This is a genomic window from Aquibacillus koreensis, from assembly GCF_025154055.1.
GTDB classification, from domain to species: domain Bacteria; phylum Bacillota; class Bacilli; order Bacillales; family Amphibacillaceae; genus Aquibacillus_C; species Aquibacillus_C koreensis.
In genome coordinates this window covers 48,274-64,924 of record NZ_JAOALK010000013.1, presented here as the reverse complement: position 1 = coordinate 64,924, position 16,651 = coordinate 48,274, and the positions used below count along the sequence as shown (strand labels likewise).

The 16,651-nt window shown below is 37.3% G+C and carries 20 protein-coding genes; 8 read left to right on the top strand and 12 right to left on the bottom strand.

The genetic code is table 11. The features are described from left to right. Positions 1–18: 18 nt before the first annotated feature. Positions 19–1,527: an NAD(P)H-hydrate dehydratase gene (locus NYQ66_RS04070; RefSeq protein ID WP_259867145.1), complete on the bottom strand. Its 1,509-nt coding sequence runs from the start codon at positions 1,525–1,527 to the stop codon at positions 19–21. A gap of 144 nt (positions 1,528–1,671) precedes the next feature. After that, on the bottom strand, positions 1,672–2,031 hold the full coding sequence (gene acpS, locus NYQ66_RS04065; RefSeq protein ID WP_259867144.1) for a holo-ACP synthase: 360 nt from the start codon (positions 2,029–2,031) through the stop codon (positions 1,672–1,674). Positions 2,032–2,175: 144 nt separating this feature from the next. On the opposite strand from acpS, the gene NYQ66_RS04060 reads away from it, so the two are divergent. From NYQ66_RS04060 to NYQ66_RS04045, 4 genes are all read left to right on the top strand, one after another. Further along, a complete protein-coding gene (locus tag NYQ66_RS04060) occupies positions 2,176–2,943 on the top strand; it encodes a rhomboid family intramembrane serine protease (RefSeq protein ID WP_259867142.1) in 768 nt (255 codons plus the stop codon). A 56-nt stretch (positions 2,944–2,999) separates the two neighbouring features. Further along, positions 3,000–3,434 carry a hypothetical protein gene (locus NYQ66_RS04055; RefSeq protein WP_259867140.1) on the top strand — a complete coding sequence of 145 codons (435 nt, stop codon included), beginning with the start codon at positions 3,000–3,002 and terminating at the stop codon, positions 3,432–3,434. Between the two features lie 268 nt (positions 3,435–3,702). After that, entirely contained in the window at positions 3,703–3,903 is a 201-nt protein-coding gene (locus NYQ66_RS04050) for a hypothetical protein (protein ID WP_259867138.1), read from the top strand. A gap of 17 nt (positions 3,904–3,920) precedes the next feature. Further along, entirely contained in the window at positions 3,921–4,298 is a 378-nt protein-coding gene (locus tag NYQ66_RS04045; RefSeq protein WP_259867136.1) for a hypothetical protein, read from the top strand. Between the two features lie 376 nt (positions 4,299–4,674). On the opposite strand, the gene NYQ66_RS04040 is transcribed toward NYQ66_RS04045, so the two are convergent. Next, on the bottom strand, positions 4,675–6,165 hold the full coding sequence (locus tag NYQ66_RS04040; protein WP_259867133.1) for a DEAD/DEAH box helicase: 1,491 nt from the start codon (positions 6,163–6,165) through the stop codon (positions 4,675–4,677). A 319-nt stretch (positions 6,166–6,484) separates the two neighbouring features. Here NYQ66_RS04040 and NYQ66_RS04035 point away from each other — a divergent pair, with 319 nt between their 5' ends. Together NYQ66_RS04035 and NYQ66_RS04030 are read left to right on the top strand one after the other, a co-directional pair. After that, positions 6,485–7,375, top strand: coding sequence for a DMT family transporter (locus tag NYQ66_RS04035; protein ID WP_259867131.1), 891 nt, complete (start codon positions 6,485–6,487; stop codon positions 7,373–7,375). 46 nt (positions 7,376–7,421) lie between these two features. After that, positions 7,422–8,279 (top strand): DegV family protein, encoded by an 858-nt coding sequence (locus tag NYQ66_RS04030; RefSeq protein ID WP_259867128.1) that lies wholly within the window; start codon positions 7,422–7,424, stop codon positions 8,277–8,279. A 69-nt stretch (positions 8,280–8,348) separates the two neighbouring features. Here NYQ66_RS04030 and NYQ66_RS04025 read toward each other — a convergent pair whose 3' ends face one another. The 6 genes from NYQ66_RS04025 to NYQ66_RS04005 form a co-directional block, all read right to left on the bottom strand. Then, complete coding sequence (locus NYQ66_RS04025; protein WP_259867127.1) at positions 8,349–9,086, bottom strand: alpha/beta hydrolase; 738 nt, start codon at positions 9,084–9,086, stop codon at positions 8,349–8,351. Positions 9,087–9,250: 164 nt separating this feature from the next. Next, positions 9,251–9,655: a YppG family protein gene (locus NYQ66_RS04020; protein ID WP_259867125.1), complete on the bottom strand. Its 405-nt coding sequence runs from the start codon at positions 9,653–9,655 to the stop codon at positions 9,251–9,253. Between the two features lie 89 nt (positions 9,656–9,744). Continuing rightward, positions 9,745–9,978, bottom strand: a complete 234-nt coding sequence (locus NYQ66_RS04015; protein ID WP_259867122.1) for a glutaredoxin family protein — start codon at positions 9,976–9,978, stop codon at positions 9,745–9,747. 315 nt (positions 9,979–10,293) lie between these two features. After that, positions 10,294–12,141 carry a ribosomal protection-like ABC-F family protein gene (abc-f, locus tag NYQ66_RS04010; RefSeq protein WP_259867119.1) on the bottom strand — a complete coding sequence of 616 codons (1,848 nt, stop codon included), beginning with the start codon at positions 12,139–12,141 and terminating at the stop codon, positions 10,294–10,296. 241 nt (positions 12,142–12,382) lie between these two features. Further along, a complete protein-coding gene (locus NYQ66_RS21470; RefSeq protein WP_407652039.1) occupies positions 12,383–12,493 on the bottom strand; it encodes an RAxF-45 family protein in 111 nt (36 codons plus the stop codon). A gap of 61 nt (positions 12,494–12,554) precedes the next feature. Further along, positions 12,555–13,022 (bottom strand): MarR family winged helix-turn-helix transcriptional regulator, encoded by a 468-nt coding sequence (locus NYQ66_RS04005; protein WP_259867117.1) that lies wholly within the window; start codon positions 13,020–13,022, stop codon positions 12,555–12,557. A gap of 148 nt (positions 13,023–13,170) precedes the next feature. Here NYQ66_RS04005 and NYQ66_RS04000 point away from each other — a divergent pair, with 148 nt between their 5' ends. Beyond that, positions 13,171–13,782: a class I SAM-dependent methyltransferase gene (locus NYQ66_RS04000; protein WP_259867116.1), complete on the top strand. Its 612-nt coding sequence runs from the start codon at positions 13,171–13,173 to the stop codon at positions 13,780–13,782. Between the two features lie 53 nt (positions 13,783–13,835). Here NYQ66_RS04000 and NYQ66_RS03995 read toward each other — a convergent pair whose 3' ends face one another. Further along, positions 13,836–14,345, bottom strand: coding sequence for a GNAT family N-acetyltransferase (locus NYQ66_RS03995; RefSeq protein WP_259867114.1), 510 nt, complete (start codon positions 14,343–14,345; stop codon positions 13,836–13,838). Between the two features lie 166 nt (positions 14,346–14,511). Between NYQ66_RS03995 and NYQ66_RS03990 the strand changes: the two genes are divergently transcribed. Further along, a complete protein-coding gene (locus NYQ66_RS03990; RefSeq protein WP_259867111.1) occupies positions 14,512–14,763 on the top strand; it encodes a YeaH/YhbH family protein in 252 nt (83 codons plus the stop codon). Between the two features lie 57 nt (positions 14,764–14,820). On the opposite strand, the gene NYQ66_RS03985 is transcribed toward NYQ66_RS03990, so the two are convergent. Further along, positions 14,821–16,104 carry a DUF4179 domain-containing protein gene (locus NYQ66_RS03985; protein ID WP_259867108.1) on the bottom strand — a complete coding sequence of 428 codons (1,284 nt, stop codon included), beginning with the start codon at positions 16,102–16,104 and terminating at the stop codon, positions 14,821–14,823. Further along, positions 16,097–16,642, bottom strand: a complete 546-nt coding sequence (locus NYQ66_RS03980; RefSeq protein ID WP_259867106.1) for an RNA polymerase sigma factor — start codon at positions 16,640–16,642, stop codon at positions 16,097–16,099. Before NYQ66_RS03980 ends, NYQ66_RS03985 begins: the two co-directional genes overlap by 8 nt. Between the last annotated feature and the right edge of the window lie 9 nt (positions 16,643–16,651).

The following is a 16,651-nucleotide window of genomic DNA, read 5'->3' as shown; positions in this document are numbered from 1 at the left end:
ACATATTCCGCATCTAAATTATAATGTACGAAAGACAGAAGCCAACCCGTCAATCACATCTGTTGCCAGAAGGTCTTCTGTAGAGCGATGACTAGATATTAATAGATCCGCAGATTTCCCATGGATAAAGCATCCATTGGCAAGAGCTTCGATCATCGATTGCTCTTGCATGATCATAGCAAGTAAAACACCAGACAACACATCACCACTTCCACCCTTGGCTAGGCCCTGATTCCCTGTCGTATTCACCAACTGATTCCCGTTAGGGTCAGTAATGATGGTATGAGGCCCTTTTAAAACCAAGTAGACATTGTGTTCATAAGCAAACTGCTTGGACACTTCGAATGGATGTAAAAGGATCTCTCTTACAGAAATACCAGTTAGCATCGCCATTTCACCTGGGTGTGGTGTTAAAATGGTAGGTTGCTTCCTTTGACTAATACTAGCTAAGTCATCCTTAATATGATGTAGCCCATCTGCATCTATTAATATTGGTTTGGTTACATCTTTCACTAGTTGTCTAGTAAAAGCTGCAGTTTCTTCGTTCCGCCCCATCCCCATACCGATTGCTATTGCATTATACATCGATACATCTACCGGTTGGGTTGTCATCGCACCCGCCTTACCTAGCAATGGTAAATACGTCGCCTCAACACAATGGGAAGCAATAGATGAAAACACTTCATTGATCGTACCTCCGGTTATTAGACCCGCTCCAGATCGTAATGCAGCTTTCAAAGTCATTGCAATTGATCCTGGCATCGTGCTTGATCCACCGATCACAAGCCCTCTACCATGCGTCCCTTTATGGGAATTCCGGCTTCTTTTAGGAAGCGTTCGTTTCACGTCTCGTTCTCTCCAAGCAATCCGAGAGCCAGATGAAAGATTTGAGTGGAATAAACCAATTTTGACAACTTCCCATTTCCCGTAAAAAGGGCTGCAGCTTTCTAAAAATAAACTCATTTTAGGATGCTCAACTATAAAGGTATAATCAGCAACAACTGCTTCAAAGTGGGATTCCCCTTCATCAGCAGGTAAACCACTAGGAATGTCCACAGAGATTGTCAATGCTTCTACTTGGTTAACCAGCCCAATCACATCTTTTAAGGGTTGTCTGACTTCTCCAGAAATACCTATCCCCAACATAGCGTCGACCACAATATCTGCATCCAACAGATAACGTCTTATCATGCTAGTATCTTGAAAGACATGAACGATTCCACCAAAATTCAACCACAACTGCTTATGATATGCCGCTTCCCCTTTTATCTTATAATCTGGAACAAGCTGAACGACAAGTACATCATAACCATCAGTTAAAAGAGTCCTAGCAATAACGAAGCCATCTCCTCCGTTATTACCACCTCCAACTAAAACTAGTATCGATTTGGTACGATCAATAATTGGAAGCATGTGATTTACAATGGATCTTCCGGCATTTTCCATCAGGAGCTTTCCATCTACCCCTCCCTTTTCTATCGTAAGGCGGTCTATTTCGTACATTTCTTTTGCGGTCACGATTTGCACAATGTTCCCTCCTACCCGCACTAAAATATATGAGACAAACTAGACGATTATGCAGACTAGCCTAACATGTCCAAAAAAAAGAATAGAAAATAGCTTACTTTATCTATGTAATTCCCTTTATATCTCGCCCCAAAAAAGCTGTTACTATTCTTCTATAATTACTTGTGCAACGGCATACGTTTCACTATGGGAAATAGAAACAAATAACTTACTTTTTTTCATTCCTATCACCTCTAACTTTGGGGCACCGCTTTTTTCCGTAGTGATCTCTATGTCCTGAAAACTAAGTTTACTACCTATTCCCGTACCAAACGCTTTCGAACACGCTTCCTTTGCTGCGAATCTTCCTGCCAGGTATTCTACTTTTCTTCTTTCTGCGTTTAAATCTTCATATACTTGCCATTCAACCTTTGTAAGTATTCGCAAAGCAAAACGGTCGCTCTTTTTCATACTTGCTTCTATTCGCTTTAATTCTACAATATCAATTCCAATTCCTTTTATCATGTACACCAACTACCTTCGTCTTTATAGTATATATATTTGCCCGCAACTACTATGTTATCCAATATAAGGGATTGGTTTTGTTTGTGAATAACCTTCTATGTAAAGTATTATATATAAATAGAAACATTGCAAAGGAGAACCTATATGTTTATTCGAACCGAAAGCTTTAAAGATTTCATTCGATTTTACCCTGTTGTTAGCACCATCATTGCCATTCAAGTGGTTATATGGCTCATGATGTATCTTGACTTACCTTTTGGTGGATATATCTATTACTGGGGCAGGGGATTTAATCTAATGATTGACCAAGGGGAGTATTGGCGACATGTGACACCAATCTTCATCCACAGCCCTGCTGGGATCATGCATGTGTTATTTAACTCTTTTTCGCTTGTGTTATTCGGCCCAGCGCTAGAACAAATGCTAGGTAAAATTAAGTTCTTACTTGTGTATTTTATATCCGGTATAATTGGTAACTTGTTCACTTATTATTTGGAACCAGATCCTTACTATATTCATGTAGGTGCGTCTGGAGCAATCTACGGGCTATTTGGTCTTTACATCTATATGGTATTTCTACGCAAAGATCTGATTGATCAAGCAAACGCAAAATTAGTGTCTACGATAACGATCATTGGCTTAGTAATGACTTTTTTAAGTACTGATATTAATATATATGCTCACCTTTTTGGTTTTATTGGTGGGTTAGCATTAGGACCATTGGCGCTAATCAATGTCAGACCTTTTTCCCTATCGAGAAATCGAAGAAAACCTAGAAATGATGGTTCTGTTCAGTTTGACCCAAACCGATGGAATAAAAAGAGATACCGTTACAAACATATTATTCGTCCAGTCATAATCGGCGCTATCGCTATTCTGGTTATACTCGGATTAGTAGCCCAACTATTTTAGTTGTTTTTCTAGATTTGAAATAATACTTTATATAAAAAATGGAGGTTTTCAATATCATGATTAGTCCTGCTTGGTTGTTTTCCCTTGCTTCCATCATCGCAGTGTTCGGGATTCTTTTAGCTTTTAAAAAAATGGTTGCTAGTATCCAATACAAACTGGAAAACAATCAATTAACATCTGAAACAATCCAAAAAGAGCAGTCACGTTACTTTCTTAAAGTAGCAATAATTGAAGCCGTACCAATCCTTCTTATTATTATTGGATTTATGCAAATAGGAAGTGAAGAAGTATCGACCATTAGTACAACGATTGCTGCGCTAATCATTATCGGGTTAATTATTTTAACGGTAGTACACGTATTCTTAGCAAGAAATGAATTACTAAGAGTTACCTCAAATGAACACAAAGCATATATCCATACATTATTATTTTTAGGTTTTGGAACAATTTTAGCTATACCAATTATATCGTTGATTGCTCTTTACATTTAACTGAGAAACACAATGCAAAAACCGTCCCCTGAGATGCATCCGCATATTTTTGGAACGGTTTTTGTATATACCCCACTTTTTTTGCATTATTAACATATGATGTATGTATAGTCCTACCACAAACTACATAGACAACATTTCTCTGACCCTCATGATTTTACAACAAAAATTCAATGATCAGCACTCCAAACCATATTGTTCATATTAGACATATCATTCACTTTTATATGAGTGATAAAATCGAGCATAATTAGGATGGGGATTCTTAATGAATACGTTAATGAAACAGAAATCCAATACGCTCAAAATTGCGGCTGCATATATTGGGACCATAGTGGGAGCTGGGTTTGCTACCGGGCAAGAAGTCTTTCAATTCTTTACTAGCTATGGCATTCAAGGCATTTGGGGAATTATTCTTTCTGCTGGTTTGTTCTATTTTTTCGGTTATATGATATTGCCCCTCTTCTAGGCGGGATTGGTCTTCGTTTGTGTATTCTAGCAATTAATTTCAGTATTTTAACAACGATTGAAGACTCTTCATTAGCGGAAGTCCCGATGCTTTCTGTATCCAGCTATATTTCGCCATGGCTTCAACTAATCTTTACATTTGTCCTTTTTGCCCAAATTTATACGACAGCCGTAAGCAATCTATTTGGATTCGTTTCCCGCTTTCATTTTGTGAAATCCTCCTATCGAAAAGGCTTAGTGCTCCTCACTGCTCTTGTTGCGCTTCTCATAGGACAATTGGGCTTCTCAACCATTATCCATCATATTTATCCAATAGTTGGCTATGGAGGCGCAATCTTACTTGTAGGTCTACTTAGCAGTTGGTTCTTTAAGCAGGATAAACGAAATTTTAATTAACCTTAGGTATAGCTCTTACCAATTTCGCACTTTAAATAATGTAGGTCGTAACACTGGCGTGAGAATGTAAGCGGCTGTGAGAGACCTTATTTTATTGTTTTAGCCTTATTTTTAGCCTGAACGGCTCTACAGTTCGCTATTTTAATAAATTGCCCACTAAATTGATGAAAACAGAGTAAATAAGGGATCTGGTAGCCGCTAAGACCGTATAATCTTTATTTTTGATCAAATAAGGTCTCTCATAGCCGCAGAAATCACTTAAAATTTCTTAGCGGCTGTGAGAGACCTTATTTTCAGTGTTGAAAGCACAATGCTACTCAAAGGAACAAAAAAATAGCATAGCCAGTTAGGAGGACTGGTTATGCTATATCTTTTATTATTTAAAATTCTGATTACGGTTACCGCCGCTACTGTTGCTATTTGAACCGCGTTTATTTTGGAACTTACGGTTTCTACCGCTAGGTTTTCCACCTTTACGAGAGAAGTTATTGCGTTTATTATCGCCGCCACCTCTGAACTTCTTCTTGCCTTTTTGTCCACCTTTTACACTAACAGGTTGAACAGAGCTCAACGTTACAGGGGCATTACGACGCTCTTTTGTCATCAATTTAAGCGCAGCTGCAACAACCGTTACTGAATCGTGTTGATCTAACAACTCAGCAGCTGTTTCACGATAATCCTTTAAATCTTGTCCTTCGATAGTAGAAGTCAACTTCTCCACTGTTAATTGTTGCTGTCCACGACGAGCCTCGTCAAACGATGGAGCATCCATACGCTTTACTTTACTCTTCGTTACTTTTTCAATTAAGTGAAGGTGTGGCATTTCTCTTGGCGTAATGAAAGAAATTGCTTCACCAGTTTTACCAGCTCTACCTGTACGACCGATTCGGTGCACATAGCTTTCTGGGTCTTGTGGTACATCAAAGTTATACACGTGTGTAACACCTGAAATATCAAGTCCACGTGCCGCTACGTCTGTAGCAACTAGGATTTCGATACGACCACTTTTGAATTTATTTAACACAGACATACGCTTACCTTGTGTTAAGTCACCATGGATCCCTTCAGCTCGGAAACCACGTGCATGTAAACCTTCTGTTACTTCATCCACTCTTTTTTTCGTACGACCAAATACGATTGCAAGTTCTGGTGCTTGGATATCTAACAGGTTCGTCAATGTATCAAATTTTTGTTTTTCTAGCACTTCAAGGAAAGATTGATCAATGTTAGATACAGTCATTTCTTTTGACTTTACTTTTACTTCTTCTGGATTTTTCATTAACGTCGATGCAATTTCTCTAATTTCTCTTGGCATTGTTGCAGAGAAAAGTAATGTTTGTCTTTCCTCTGGAATCATTTTCAAGATATCTCGAATGTCATCAATGAAACCCATGTTAAGCATTTCATCTGCTTCATCTAAAACAGCAGTATGCACATTGTCAATTTTAATTGTTTTTCTTCTGATGTGATCCAGCAAACGTCCTGGAGTTGCTACAACAATATGTGGACCTTCTTTAAGCGCTCTAATTTGACGATCCATATGTTGTCCACCATAAACTGGAAGTGTACGAACTCCCTTAAACTTCCCAAGTCTGTGAATTTCTTCGGATACCTGAATAGCTAGCTCTCTAGTTGGAGCAACAACTAATCCTTGGATTTTTTTTGCATCTTTATCAATCTTTTCGATCATTGGAATCCCAAAAGCAGCTGTTTTACCCGTACCTGTTTGGGCCTGTCCAATAACGTCTTTCCCTTGCATACCCAGAGGGATTGTTTGCTCTTGAATTGGAGTAGCTTCTTCAAAGCCCATTTTCTCAAGAGCCTTCATTATTGGTTTAGAAATACCTAATTCATTAAATGTTGTCACTATTTTTTTCTCCTTTTTCTTAAAAATCTCATAGTCAGCGCGTTTAAAAACACGTTAAAAAGTTGGTTTAATGAGATTACCGACCAAGATGTATTACAGTTTCCCTTTATTTTTATGTTCGAAACAATCGAACTTTGGCTATTTTAACGTGAAAAAAGCCTCCCTCCACACCGCGGAAGAGGCCTTATAAGCGAGCACTCAATGGATTAATACATCTTAACACACTCTCTTTACTAATTCTACCTGTATTAGAAATGATTTTCAAACAATTGAGTGTTAGAATAAGATAAATTGTCTTCAAACAGTTAGGAGGATTCAGATGGAAAAGCCTCCCTTTCATCCATTTATCGCTATTATAATTGGAGTAATCTCAGTGTCAACGGCAGCTATATTTGTCAAACTTGCCGATGGTACTCCGGCCTCTATTATTGCTAATTATCGGTTGCTTTTTGCAGTGCTGATTATGGCGCCCTTCGTATTAGTTAAACATAAACAAGAATTTAAGATGGTATCGAAGAAAGATTGGTTCTTTTCTGCGCTTGCTGGTATTTTCTTAGCATTTCATTTTATCTTTTGGTTTGAATCACTAAATTATACATCTGTCGCAAGCTCTGTTGTATTAGTGACACTTCAACCGATCTTTGCTTTTCTTGGTACATTTTTAATTTTTAAGGAACGCTTTTCTTTCGGTGCTGTTACGAGTATGATCATCGCCATTACAGGCAGTATCATTATTAGCTATGGTGACTTTAAAATTAGCGGAGCAGCATTATGGGGAGATCTACTCGCTTTAATCGGAGCAGTAATGATTACCGTCTACTTTTTAGTTGGGCAAAGTGTTCGTAGGCGCCTCTCCCTTATGACGTACACCTTTATTGTATATGGTACAAGCTCTATCACATTAATTGTGTATAACGTTCTATTACAACATGATTTTTACGGTTATTCTACAAGCAATTGGCTTATTTTTTTAGCACTAGCTATTATTCCTACTTTTTTTGGTCATACATTATTTAATTGGGCATTAAAATGGGTTAGTACCTCTGTAATCTCTATGAGCATTGTATTTGAACCAGTAGGAGCATCTCTATTAGCTTACCTCATTCTGGGAGAAAATATTACCTGGTCACAATGGCTTGGTGGTACAATTGTTATAGTAGGACTTTTCTTATTTATAGTTACTACCAACAAAAAAAAAGCGCAAAAATGAGGTATAATTAACATAACTATATAAAAACAGGGGAAAGGTGAGAGGGATGAATATCCAATTAATGACTGATAGCGGTTCGGATCTTTCTGAGGAACTTTTAAAAGCGTTTCAAGTAAATGTCGTGCCTTTATACATACATTTCGGTGATGAAGAATACCAAAGCGGAATAACAATTGATACTGCCACGTTTAATGAAAAATTGAAACACGGATCAGTTTTTCCACTTTCGTCAGCACCTGGACCTAATGAATTTTATGAGGCGTACAAAAAGATTGATCCTGAAAAGCCAATTATTGTAATTAGTCTGTCAAAAGGAATAAGTAGTACTTACAACCATGCTGTTATGGGAATGAACTTACTTTTAGAAGAAGAACCAAATCGGAGAATCGCAGTTATTAACAGTACATCAGCTTCTCCGGGACAACTATTATTATTGCATGAAGCCCATCAAAAAATAAATGAAGGGTATAGTTTTGATGAACTAGTCCCACATTTACAAGAGCGCGCAGAACAAACAACGACATTATTTATTCTGAAAACAATTGATAACCTCGTCCGCGGTGGACGATTAGATAGGGTAAGAGGTGCTGTTGTTAAATCCTTAAACATCAAATTACTCATGCGTGCGAGTGATGAAGGAAAAGTCGAAGTGAGCGAGAAAGTACGCGGTGACAAGAAGGCACTTCGTAGATTTGTTGAGCAAATTGGCGAGTACACTTCCAACTTTGAAGAAAAAGTACTTGTCATGACTCACTGCAACGCTCAAGAAAGGGCACAACACGTTTTGAATAAAATAAAAGAGTCCTATCCTTTTAAGAAGTCAATTGTTACAGAGATGGGGCCAGCAATATCTACACATGCTGGTGAAGGTGGGCTTGTTATAGCATTCTTTAAAGACAAATAATGTTATATAAAGAGTTATAAAAAAGTTGATCCTGAAACTTGGATCAACTTTTTTGGTTTCTACAATCTATTATTGAGATTCTGCTACTGGTTGCTCAATCGTAAACGCTGCTTTTTTCCCTTTTTCACGAACAAGAAATGAATAGACAGTTTCGTTTAGTACGTCCTTATCATCCCCAAGACAAATTAAATGTTTAGAATCATGATAATAGATTACTTCTGTATCAGCGGGTATTTCCTTATCAAGATAATAAACCGATTTATATGGTACCATACCATCCTGAATTCCTTGGGCTATTAGTACCGGACATGTTACTTCTTGTAAGTAAGGCTTGGTGAATCTCATACATTTTATAAACTCTACAGTTGCTTTAATTGGAATGGAACCTTTCTTGTTCATATAATGTTGGAACAACTTATTTTGCTTAAGTCTCCCATTAAAACCTTCTTTAACAAACATTCCAATATCCATCGCCATTTGACGATAACTAATATATTTCCTTGATGCCGATAACAAAACTAGTTTTGCCACGTTATACTTAGAAGCAAGATAAGATGCAATCATTCCTCCCATGGAAAATCCAATAACATAGACTTGGTCACATTTTTCACTTACCTTTTCCAGTGCTTCTTCAGCGGCTTTTATCCAATCTTTATAAGTAGCTGTTTCTAATTGCAATGATTCACCATGTCCAGGTAGGCACGGAACCTCAATATGCCAATCAGTAACTTCTTTCAGGTAGTTTGCTAAAGGCATCAATTCATATGGACCACCGGTAAAACCGTGTACACATACGCATCCAATCATTGTTAGGGCTCCTTTTGATGAAAATTTATATCTATAACTTCCCCAAAACTGGGATTATCATGTTTAACAATTTGTAACAGTACCTTCTGAGAATTATTCACTTTTTAAATGAATCGAGAAGCATAAAATCCTTGTCGGCCAGTTCCGACAAGGACACGTTATTATTATTTAAACCCCTTCACAAACGATCCTAGTCCTTTTACAATCGGAGAAACTTGTTGATAGGTATTACCAAGTTGCCCAACCGTGCTTAACATCTTATCAATGTCTAATTGCCCATCTTTATCTTGAAAATAAGCCATAAGCCCTTTAGGTGTTTGCCCCCAAGGTTGACCTTGGGCTTGCTGTGTTTGTTGGGCTTGCTGAAACCATTGGGAAGGGTGATTAGGTTTGGCGAATTGCTCGTAAGGTGTAGTCGGAGGCGGTGGGTTATTCCCCTTCATAGATGGTCCATCTTGGTTGAAGTTGAAACCGGGCACATTATTTTGATTGTAAAATCCCATTTGTTGTGGATTTGGGTAGTTCACATACCCTTGTTGCGGATAATAAGGGACTCTCCGATAATTCATATTCAACACCTCTTTCCAATCATTTTCTACTAGTATATGCACCCTTTCTTTAAAAGGTTAATCATAGAATAATTGAAAAGAGGAACGCATCATCCAAGTGCTCTTATTAACTTTTGCTTTTGATACCCTAATATAACTTGTTTTCCGTAAAACACTGCTGGTGTTGCGTACACTTTTTCTTTTTGTAATTCCTTCCGATACTCATGATCCTCAGAAATATTTTTTTCCGTATATGTGATTCCTAATTCATCTAAACAGGAAAGTACTTTTTCGCATTCCTGACAACTGTTACTAGTATACACGATGACATTATGTCTGTTCATTGCTGACGTACCTCCCTAACTTTGCAATCATATATCCACTAACCATTATTTTTTAATACCCGAAGCATATTTCTTTAAACATGGTTTATCTTTTTTTCGACAAAAGAAAAAATATTATAATCAAAAAATAAGACGCTTATCAACAATGGATAAGCGCCTTTATTTGAAGTGTCTACTCCCGTACAAGGAGACACTTCATGGGTATAGATAGCTCCCAAATATCTATACCGAATATTATAGAGCAGAGACATCCCAATCTCATTTATACTATACACCGACTCATTCTTCTTTTCTGTGACATTTATCACAATCCAACTATTTTTCTTCTATTGTTGCCCATTCCTCATAAAAACGGTCTAGCTTTCTTTGTCGTTCCTTTTCCTCTATTTGATAAAGCTGTTCACTAATTTCACCATTCTTAAATTGGTTTGTTAAATCATCTAACTCTTGTTCTAACCGTTCGATCTCTATTTCATAATTAATCTGATCGGGAGTGTCGATGTTATTTTTAGCTAACGGCGCCTTCTTCAAAGTAGTTTGATCTTCTTTTAAACGCTCCCAATTATGTTTTGTTTCATGATATGTTCCATGGAAACGATGAAGCTTTCCATCCACAAGGTATGCAGTTTCGTTAAAACATTTGTTGAGGAAGTAACGGTCATGCGAAATACCAATAACAGTCCCATCAAATCGGCTTAACGCATCCTCTAACACTTCTTGAGATTCTACGTCTAAATGGTTGGTTGGCTCATCGAGTAATAAAACATTCACACCTTGATGCATGAAGATGGCTAACTTTAGGCGCATTTTTTCCCCACCACTCAATTGCCCTAATTTATGAAAGACAGCATATCCATAGAACATAAACCTAGCTAATATTTGTCTAGCCTGCCCTTCTGTCACACTAACTTCAGATCTAAAATATTCAATCATTGGTTGATCCTCCGCTATTCCTTCTAGAGGGTTCTGGGCTAGATATCCAATGTTTATTTGGGTTCCAAGTGTTATTTCACCCGTAGAAGGTTCCGCTTTGCCCATTAAAATCTTTATTAATGTTGATTTTCCACTCCCATTATCCCCTACAATTGCAAGTCTTTCTTTATATCTAACATGTAGATCTATACCTTTTAGAATCCCTCTTTCTTGATACTGTTTCGTTACTCCACTTATCTTTACTACGTCATTGCCACTCCGATCATCTGCCGTTAAGGCTAGACCCATTTTCTTCGCATCGATAACTGGTCGGTCTAGCTTTTCCATCCGCTCCAAAGCACGCTCCATATTACGCGCACGCTTATGCAAGCCTTCATTCGGCGGGTTTGCTTCATTTGCCCACTGCCTTAATCGCTTAATTGCTTCTTTCATTTTCTTTATTTTTTTCTGTTGCTCTTGAAATGCAGCAAATTCCTGTAATAGCTTCTCTTCTTTTTGTTTTTCAAAACTACTATAATTACCTTTGTAGTAGTCTACTTCTCCATTTTCTAAATCGGCAATCTTTTCGACAATATGATCTAAAAAGGTACGATCATGTGAAATAATACATACAGAACCTTTATAATGATTCAGATACTCTTCTAGCCACTCGATCGCCGATAAATCAAGGTGATTAGTTGGTTCATCTAGCAATAATAGCTCGGGCTGCTGTAATAAAATTTTTGCCAGTCCTGCTTTTGTTTTTTCCCCACCACTCAATTGCTCAAAGCTTTTCTGTAGCAAATGGGATATAGATAAACCATCCGCGATTTTTTCTAGTTGGGCGTCCATTTCATATCCACCAAGATCTGAAAATTGCGTTTGTATTTTCCCATACATTTCTAGAACACGCTCTATTTTTTCTGTTCGTTGCATCTCACTTTCTAATTCTTTCATTTTTTGCTTCAGGTTATTTAGTTCTTCAAAACTTCTTTCTAAGAAGGATCTTACCGTGCCATTTGGAAAATGAGGTATTTGTTCAAGATATCCTATTTTAGTATGTCGTTTAAGGAAAAGATCTCCCTGCTCGTATTGCTCTATGCCTGCAATTATTTTAAAAATGGTCGTTTTACCACTTCCGTTTCTCCCAACTAAACCTATTTTTTCATTTGGCTTTATATCCAACTGCAGATTTTCAAACAATATATTTCCACCAATTATTTTCTTTATATCTTTTAATGTTACTAACATTTTTTAAACTCCTTCGTCCTATAATTAAACACAAAAAAACCAGAGGTATCCTCCCCCTGGCGATCGTATATCGATATTGAAAACACATGCCTCTATTACTGCGCGAGCAATAAAGACGGTTTTAGTTGGGAAAAGAAACCTATCCCTAACAAAAAAATCTACACGAAAAAAATCGTGTAGATCTACTTATGCTTCCTATCGTTATATTTTGGGTGAGATGATCCTACACTTTTGTCATTATTCAGTTGCTAAAAAAGGGCATACGTATCCCGTTAGCAAAAAAATCATGACAAATCGCACGATAAAAATACAAATTATGTGTATCATTAGCGTACTTATCTACGTGTAGCATCTATCTTCCCCTCCTTCTTTCATCAATTAAGTTTAATTATAACGAAATCTTCGGATAAAATCTACTTTAATTCTTCTGCATGCATCCCTAGTTTTTTTAATAATCGAATGGCTTCTTGCTTTTCTTCCGGCTCTAAACCACCTGTAATTGCTTCTATTTGTTTCCAATGATCTGGGAAAATAGAATGAAGCAAAGATTCACCTTGTTCTGTGATGGATGCATAGGTAATGCGACGATCGCTTGCGCATGGCACACGTTTTAAATAACCCTTTTTCTCTAATTTATCTACGACATACGTAATACTACCACTTGCTAGCAATATTTTATCACCGATTTTTTGAAGTGGTTGTTCACCTTGGTGATAGAGCAATTCCAACACGCCAAAATCGGTTGTGTTAAGTCCTTTTGCACGAATATCGGCTGCTACTTGATCAGCGACGGAACGATAGGCTTTTGATAATACCACAAATAATTTTAATGATGGATCTTGCTTTTTCTGTTTGAACAATTGTTTATGGTCTTGCTCCATTTCGTCCCCTCTTTCTACGAATAGAATTAAACGTATTATAGTAGAAGCTAATTTCTCCTGTCAATGGGAGCGCTCACAAATCGCTTGGTCGATCCCTGCTTGTATGGGATAATAAGAAGGACCGAAGAAGAAAGTGGTGTGTACGTTAATGAAAGACACAGGAGAACGTGTTATCCCAGAAATGATGAAACCCATGAACAAGCTTTTGCTCGAACATATAGCTAGATATCAGTTTGCCCTTCATTATATAAAAGAAGGGAGAATATTAGATTTGTCATGTGGATCTGGTTATGGGGCACATATGATCGCAAAAGAAAAAAAAGATGTGATTGAAGAGATCATCGGGGTCGATATTGATGATGAAATTATCACCTACGCAAAGGGTGCTTACTATCATCCACAATCATCCTTTCAAGTACACGATGCAACAGATCCTAGCTTACCAGAAAAGCTAGGACAATTTGATAGTATCGTTAGTTTTGAAACGATCGAGCATATTGAAGAGGAGCAAAAATTGCTAGACAACTACTATCACTTATTAAAGCCTGGCGGTACCTTGATCGTCTCCACACCGTTTGGAGAGGGGCGAGGAATTCCATGCGGATCTCCTTTCCATGTTCATCAGTTGGCTCCTAGTGAATTCAAAGAACTATTTGTTGATTACTCTAGCCAGGAATTCTTCTATCAACATGGCGTATTGATTGAACCTGAGGGCAGAGATGTTTATTATCCACTTGGGATAGCGGTTTGCACGAAATAAAAGCTAATAAAAGTCAAAAAGGACATTGCTTTAGCCCTTTTTGACTTTTCTATTTACGCATGCATTGTACGGAGTTTTTTCTCAAAATACAAAAGTGAATCCTTTTTCTCCTCCACATATCTTTTTTCTACAAACTGATAATTCATTCTGCTAAATAATTTTTGCGCAGCTGGATTGTTTGAAAATGTATCTGTTTTTATGTAAAAGATACCTTTTTGTCGAGCTACCTCTTCTGCATGGGTAAATAACGCATCCGGTATTCCTTTTCCTCGAGCGTTTGGGTCCACTACTAAGCGTTTAATTGTTATTGCTTGGTCAGGTAAACTCCATGAAATAGTTGGATATTCACTATGCTCTTGTTCACTAATCGCAGTAGCCCCAACCACTTCCCCATCTTGTTGATAGACATACAAATCACCTTGATCTAAATCTGACTGATAGTGTGATTGTAACGGATAGGTCTCATCCCATTGGAAGTTTCCTCTTTCATTCATGATATTTGTCGAACTTTTTACCATTGCCATAATATCATCTATATCTGATTGCATAGCTTTTCTAAGCATGTCATACGGCACCCCTTCACGAATCAATTGATCTTTTTTCTATATTTCATGATAAAACAAAATGTGTGATTATGGGTAAGATCCTGCTCTGCATGTGATAAAATTCTAATAGAGAGATTAGGTTAAAATAAAATTCTAAGTGGCGAGAAAATAGTAGGAGGTAGTTATGGAAGTAAAGAAAATCCATTATCTGTTTGTTGGCATCTCATATATTTATACATTGTTACATCTATTTTTATCAGGTAAATATGAGCAAGAGGATATTGTTTCAGGTTTCGTCTTCTTTACCTGCGCTTATATCTTGTACGTTGTTTTTGTATATTTATATTTTAAAAGTGAACCGTTGAAGAAGATTGTAGTATGGGGGCTTTTCATCCTATTTATTTGTTCGGTTGTGCTTTTTTTTATTGCCATATGATACAGTTGACTCTATCGAATTAGAAAAAGACTTAGGATTACTAAGTCTTTTTCCGCCTCATTTTATAGGAATGTTAATAGTTTCATTGTACGCTTTCATGTAATGCATTCCACCAATATATAACCTGTCAGCCTCTTTCGTCTCATCAAATAACAACGTTCTTTTCTTTCTCATTTCTCCATCAGCTTCTTCATATGTTTGCCCTATCGTTGTAATCAGTTCAACCCTTCTAGATTCGTTCCCCATACTCACCTCATCCAACATAACATCTTCATCTGTAACAATTGTTAATTCTGACCCTCTATCTGTGTGTTTCAGATGTTTTATGGTCAACTTTTTAGAACCTATATCTGCCTCTACTTCCTCTTCAGGGGTAAACATAACAGCTTTATCTAGCTTATGATAACCAACAAACTTATCTACATGAAGTTCCAGGGAATCCAAGTGACTTGGAAGTGCGTCAAATTCCAATTCAAACTTTGTTCCTGTGATATTAGTGGAGATTCCACTCCCCAAATCTGCTATAGGAGTGCCATTTGCAAAGAGATAGGTTTCACTAAAAGGCGACCTTACACGGTCTAGGTGATCTACATTCATGGAGCCTTTAATCACTGTCATAGTTGGGGATGCGATGATTGATTTGAATGTAATCGTTCCTCCATCCACTTGCATTGATTGATTAATCGGTTGTTTGATTGAAGTCCGAAGTGCCTGATTAGGATCAAACGCAAATGATATTTCTTTCTCGACATATTGTCCATTAGCAGTCTTTTCATCGAAATGCATCGTTAGCTTCTTCGCAAAAGGACTAGGAGCTTCGAAGTCCATCATTCCTTTAAGCTCTGTTTCAGATTCGTTTATCTCTGCACTTCCGCTTTCAAATTGTGAACTGGTCAGAAAACCAGTAATCTTGGATGCCCACAAATCATTGTAAGCTTCAGCTATATTACCATTCGGATTGGATAATGTGTAATACACAATCATTCTGTTTTCATCTGATATAACACCATTTAGGGTTAAGATCGTTCCATTACTCAACTCCAACTCTTTATCAATGATCTGTCCATATCCAGCCTCATTCAGTTGGTTTAACGTTTCGGAATTGACCTCATCAAACCCAAGTATTTTCTTCCCGTAATAAGCCAATCCATTGTAGTTATAGCTGATTAATCCAAATAATAGGATAGCGGCAATGAGTGTTTTCCATAACAATGGTTTCTTTTTTCGAGTTCTTTTCTTATCCTCTAACACAGTTCTTAAACGATGTTCAAGCTCTGGTGGAGCAGTGGTTTGATTTAAACGATCTTTTTCTGCTTGTAACTTTTTCTCGATATCACTCAATTTTTCCACCTCCATACACCTGTTGCATCTTTTTTAACCCTTGAAAGACTCTAGATTTAACGGTACCTACGGAAACATTTGTCATTTCTGCAATTGATTGATAATCCAAATCATGCAAATATTTTAATTGAATGGCCTCTGCTTGTTTTTCGTTTACATGCTTAAGCATGTTCTCAATATCCATTTGGTGCTCTCGATTAACCTGATCTTTCGTACTTTCGTAATAATCTTGATCGGAACACTTCGGAACATCCCAATCATCTATTAGCACGATCTTCTGTTTTTTCCGGATCATTGTTTTACAACAATTCACTAAGATTGTCTTGCTCCAGCTATAGAATGATTCTCGTTTTTTCAATGTATCAATATTTTCGTATAGTTTTACAATCATATCTTCCATGGCATCTAACGCGTCATGTTGGTTTCCCATATAGGTGTAGGCTAGCCGATAATATTCATTTTGTTGCTCCATAATCAATTGAAGAAGCGCTTCTTTATTTCCTTTCTGTGCCTTCTTCACTAAACGCAAAAATTCCAATTGGCCACC

What these genes read in the sequence shown, in the direction of transcription:
- acpS (WP_259867144.1), bottom strand. Translation starts at nt 2,031, where the DNA reads ATGATAAAAGGAATTGGAATTGATATTGTAGAATTAAAGCGAATAGAA.
- NYQ66_RS04060 (WP_259867142.1), top strand. Translation starts at nt 2,176, where the DNA reads ATGTTTATTCGAACCGAAAGCTTTAAAGATTTCATTCGATTTTACCCT.
- NYQ66_RS04055 (WP_259867140.1), top strand. Translation starts at nt 3,000, where the DNA reads ATGATTAGTCCTGCTTGGTTGTTTTCCCTTGCTTCCATCATCGCAGTG.
- NYQ66_RS04050 (WP_259867138.1), top strand. Translation starts at nt 3,703, where the DNA reads ATGAATACGTTAATGAAACAGAAATCCAATACGCTCAAAATTGCGGCT.
- NYQ66_RS04035 (WP_259867131.1), top strand. Translation starts at nt 6,485, where the DNA reads ATGGAAAAGCCTCCCTTTCATCCATTTATCGCTATTATAATTGGAGTA.
- NYQ66_RS04030 (WP_259867128.1), top strand. Translation starts at nt 7,422, where the DNA reads ATGAATATCCAATTAATGACTGATAGCGGTTCGGATCTTTCTGAGGAA.
- NYQ66_RS04025 (WP_259867127.1), bottom strand. Translation starts at nt 9,086, where the DNA reads ATGATTGGATGCGTATGTGTACACGGTTTTACCGGTGGTCCATATGAA.
- NYQ66_RS04020 (WP_259867125.1), bottom strand. Translation starts at nt 9,655, where the DNA reads ATGAATTATCGGAGAGTCCCTTATTATCCGCAACAAGGGTATGTGAAC.
- NYQ66_RS04015 (WP_259867122.1), bottom strand. Translation starts at nt 9,978, where the DNA reads ATGAACAGACATAATGTCATCGTGTATACTAGTAACAGTTGTCAGGAA.
- abc-f (WP_259867119.1), bottom strand. Translation starts at nt 12,141, where the DNA reads ATGTTAGTAACATTAAAAGATATAAAGAAAATAATTGGTGGAAATATA.
- NYQ66_RS21470 (WP_407652039.1), bottom strand. Translation starts at nt 12,493, where the DNA reads ATGCTACACGTAGATAAGTACGCTAATGATACACATAATTTGTATTTT.
- NYQ66_RS04005 (WP_259867117.1), bottom strand. Translation starts at nt 13,022, where the DNA reads ATGGAGCAAGACCATAAACAATTGTTCAAACAGAAAAAGCAAGATCCA.
- NYQ66_RS04000 (WP_259867116.1), top strand. Translation starts at nt 13,171, where the DNA reads ATGAAAGACACAGGAGAACGTGTTATCCCAGAAATGATGAAACCCATG.
- NYQ66_RS03995 (WP_259867114.1), bottom strand. Translation starts at nt 14,345, where the DNA reads ATGCTTAGAAAAGCTATGCAATCAGATATAGATGATATTATGGCAATG.
- NYQ66_RS03990 (WP_259867111.1), top strand. Translation starts at nt 14,512, where the DNA reads ATGGAAGTAAAGAAAATCCATTATCTGTTTGTTGGCATCTCATATATT.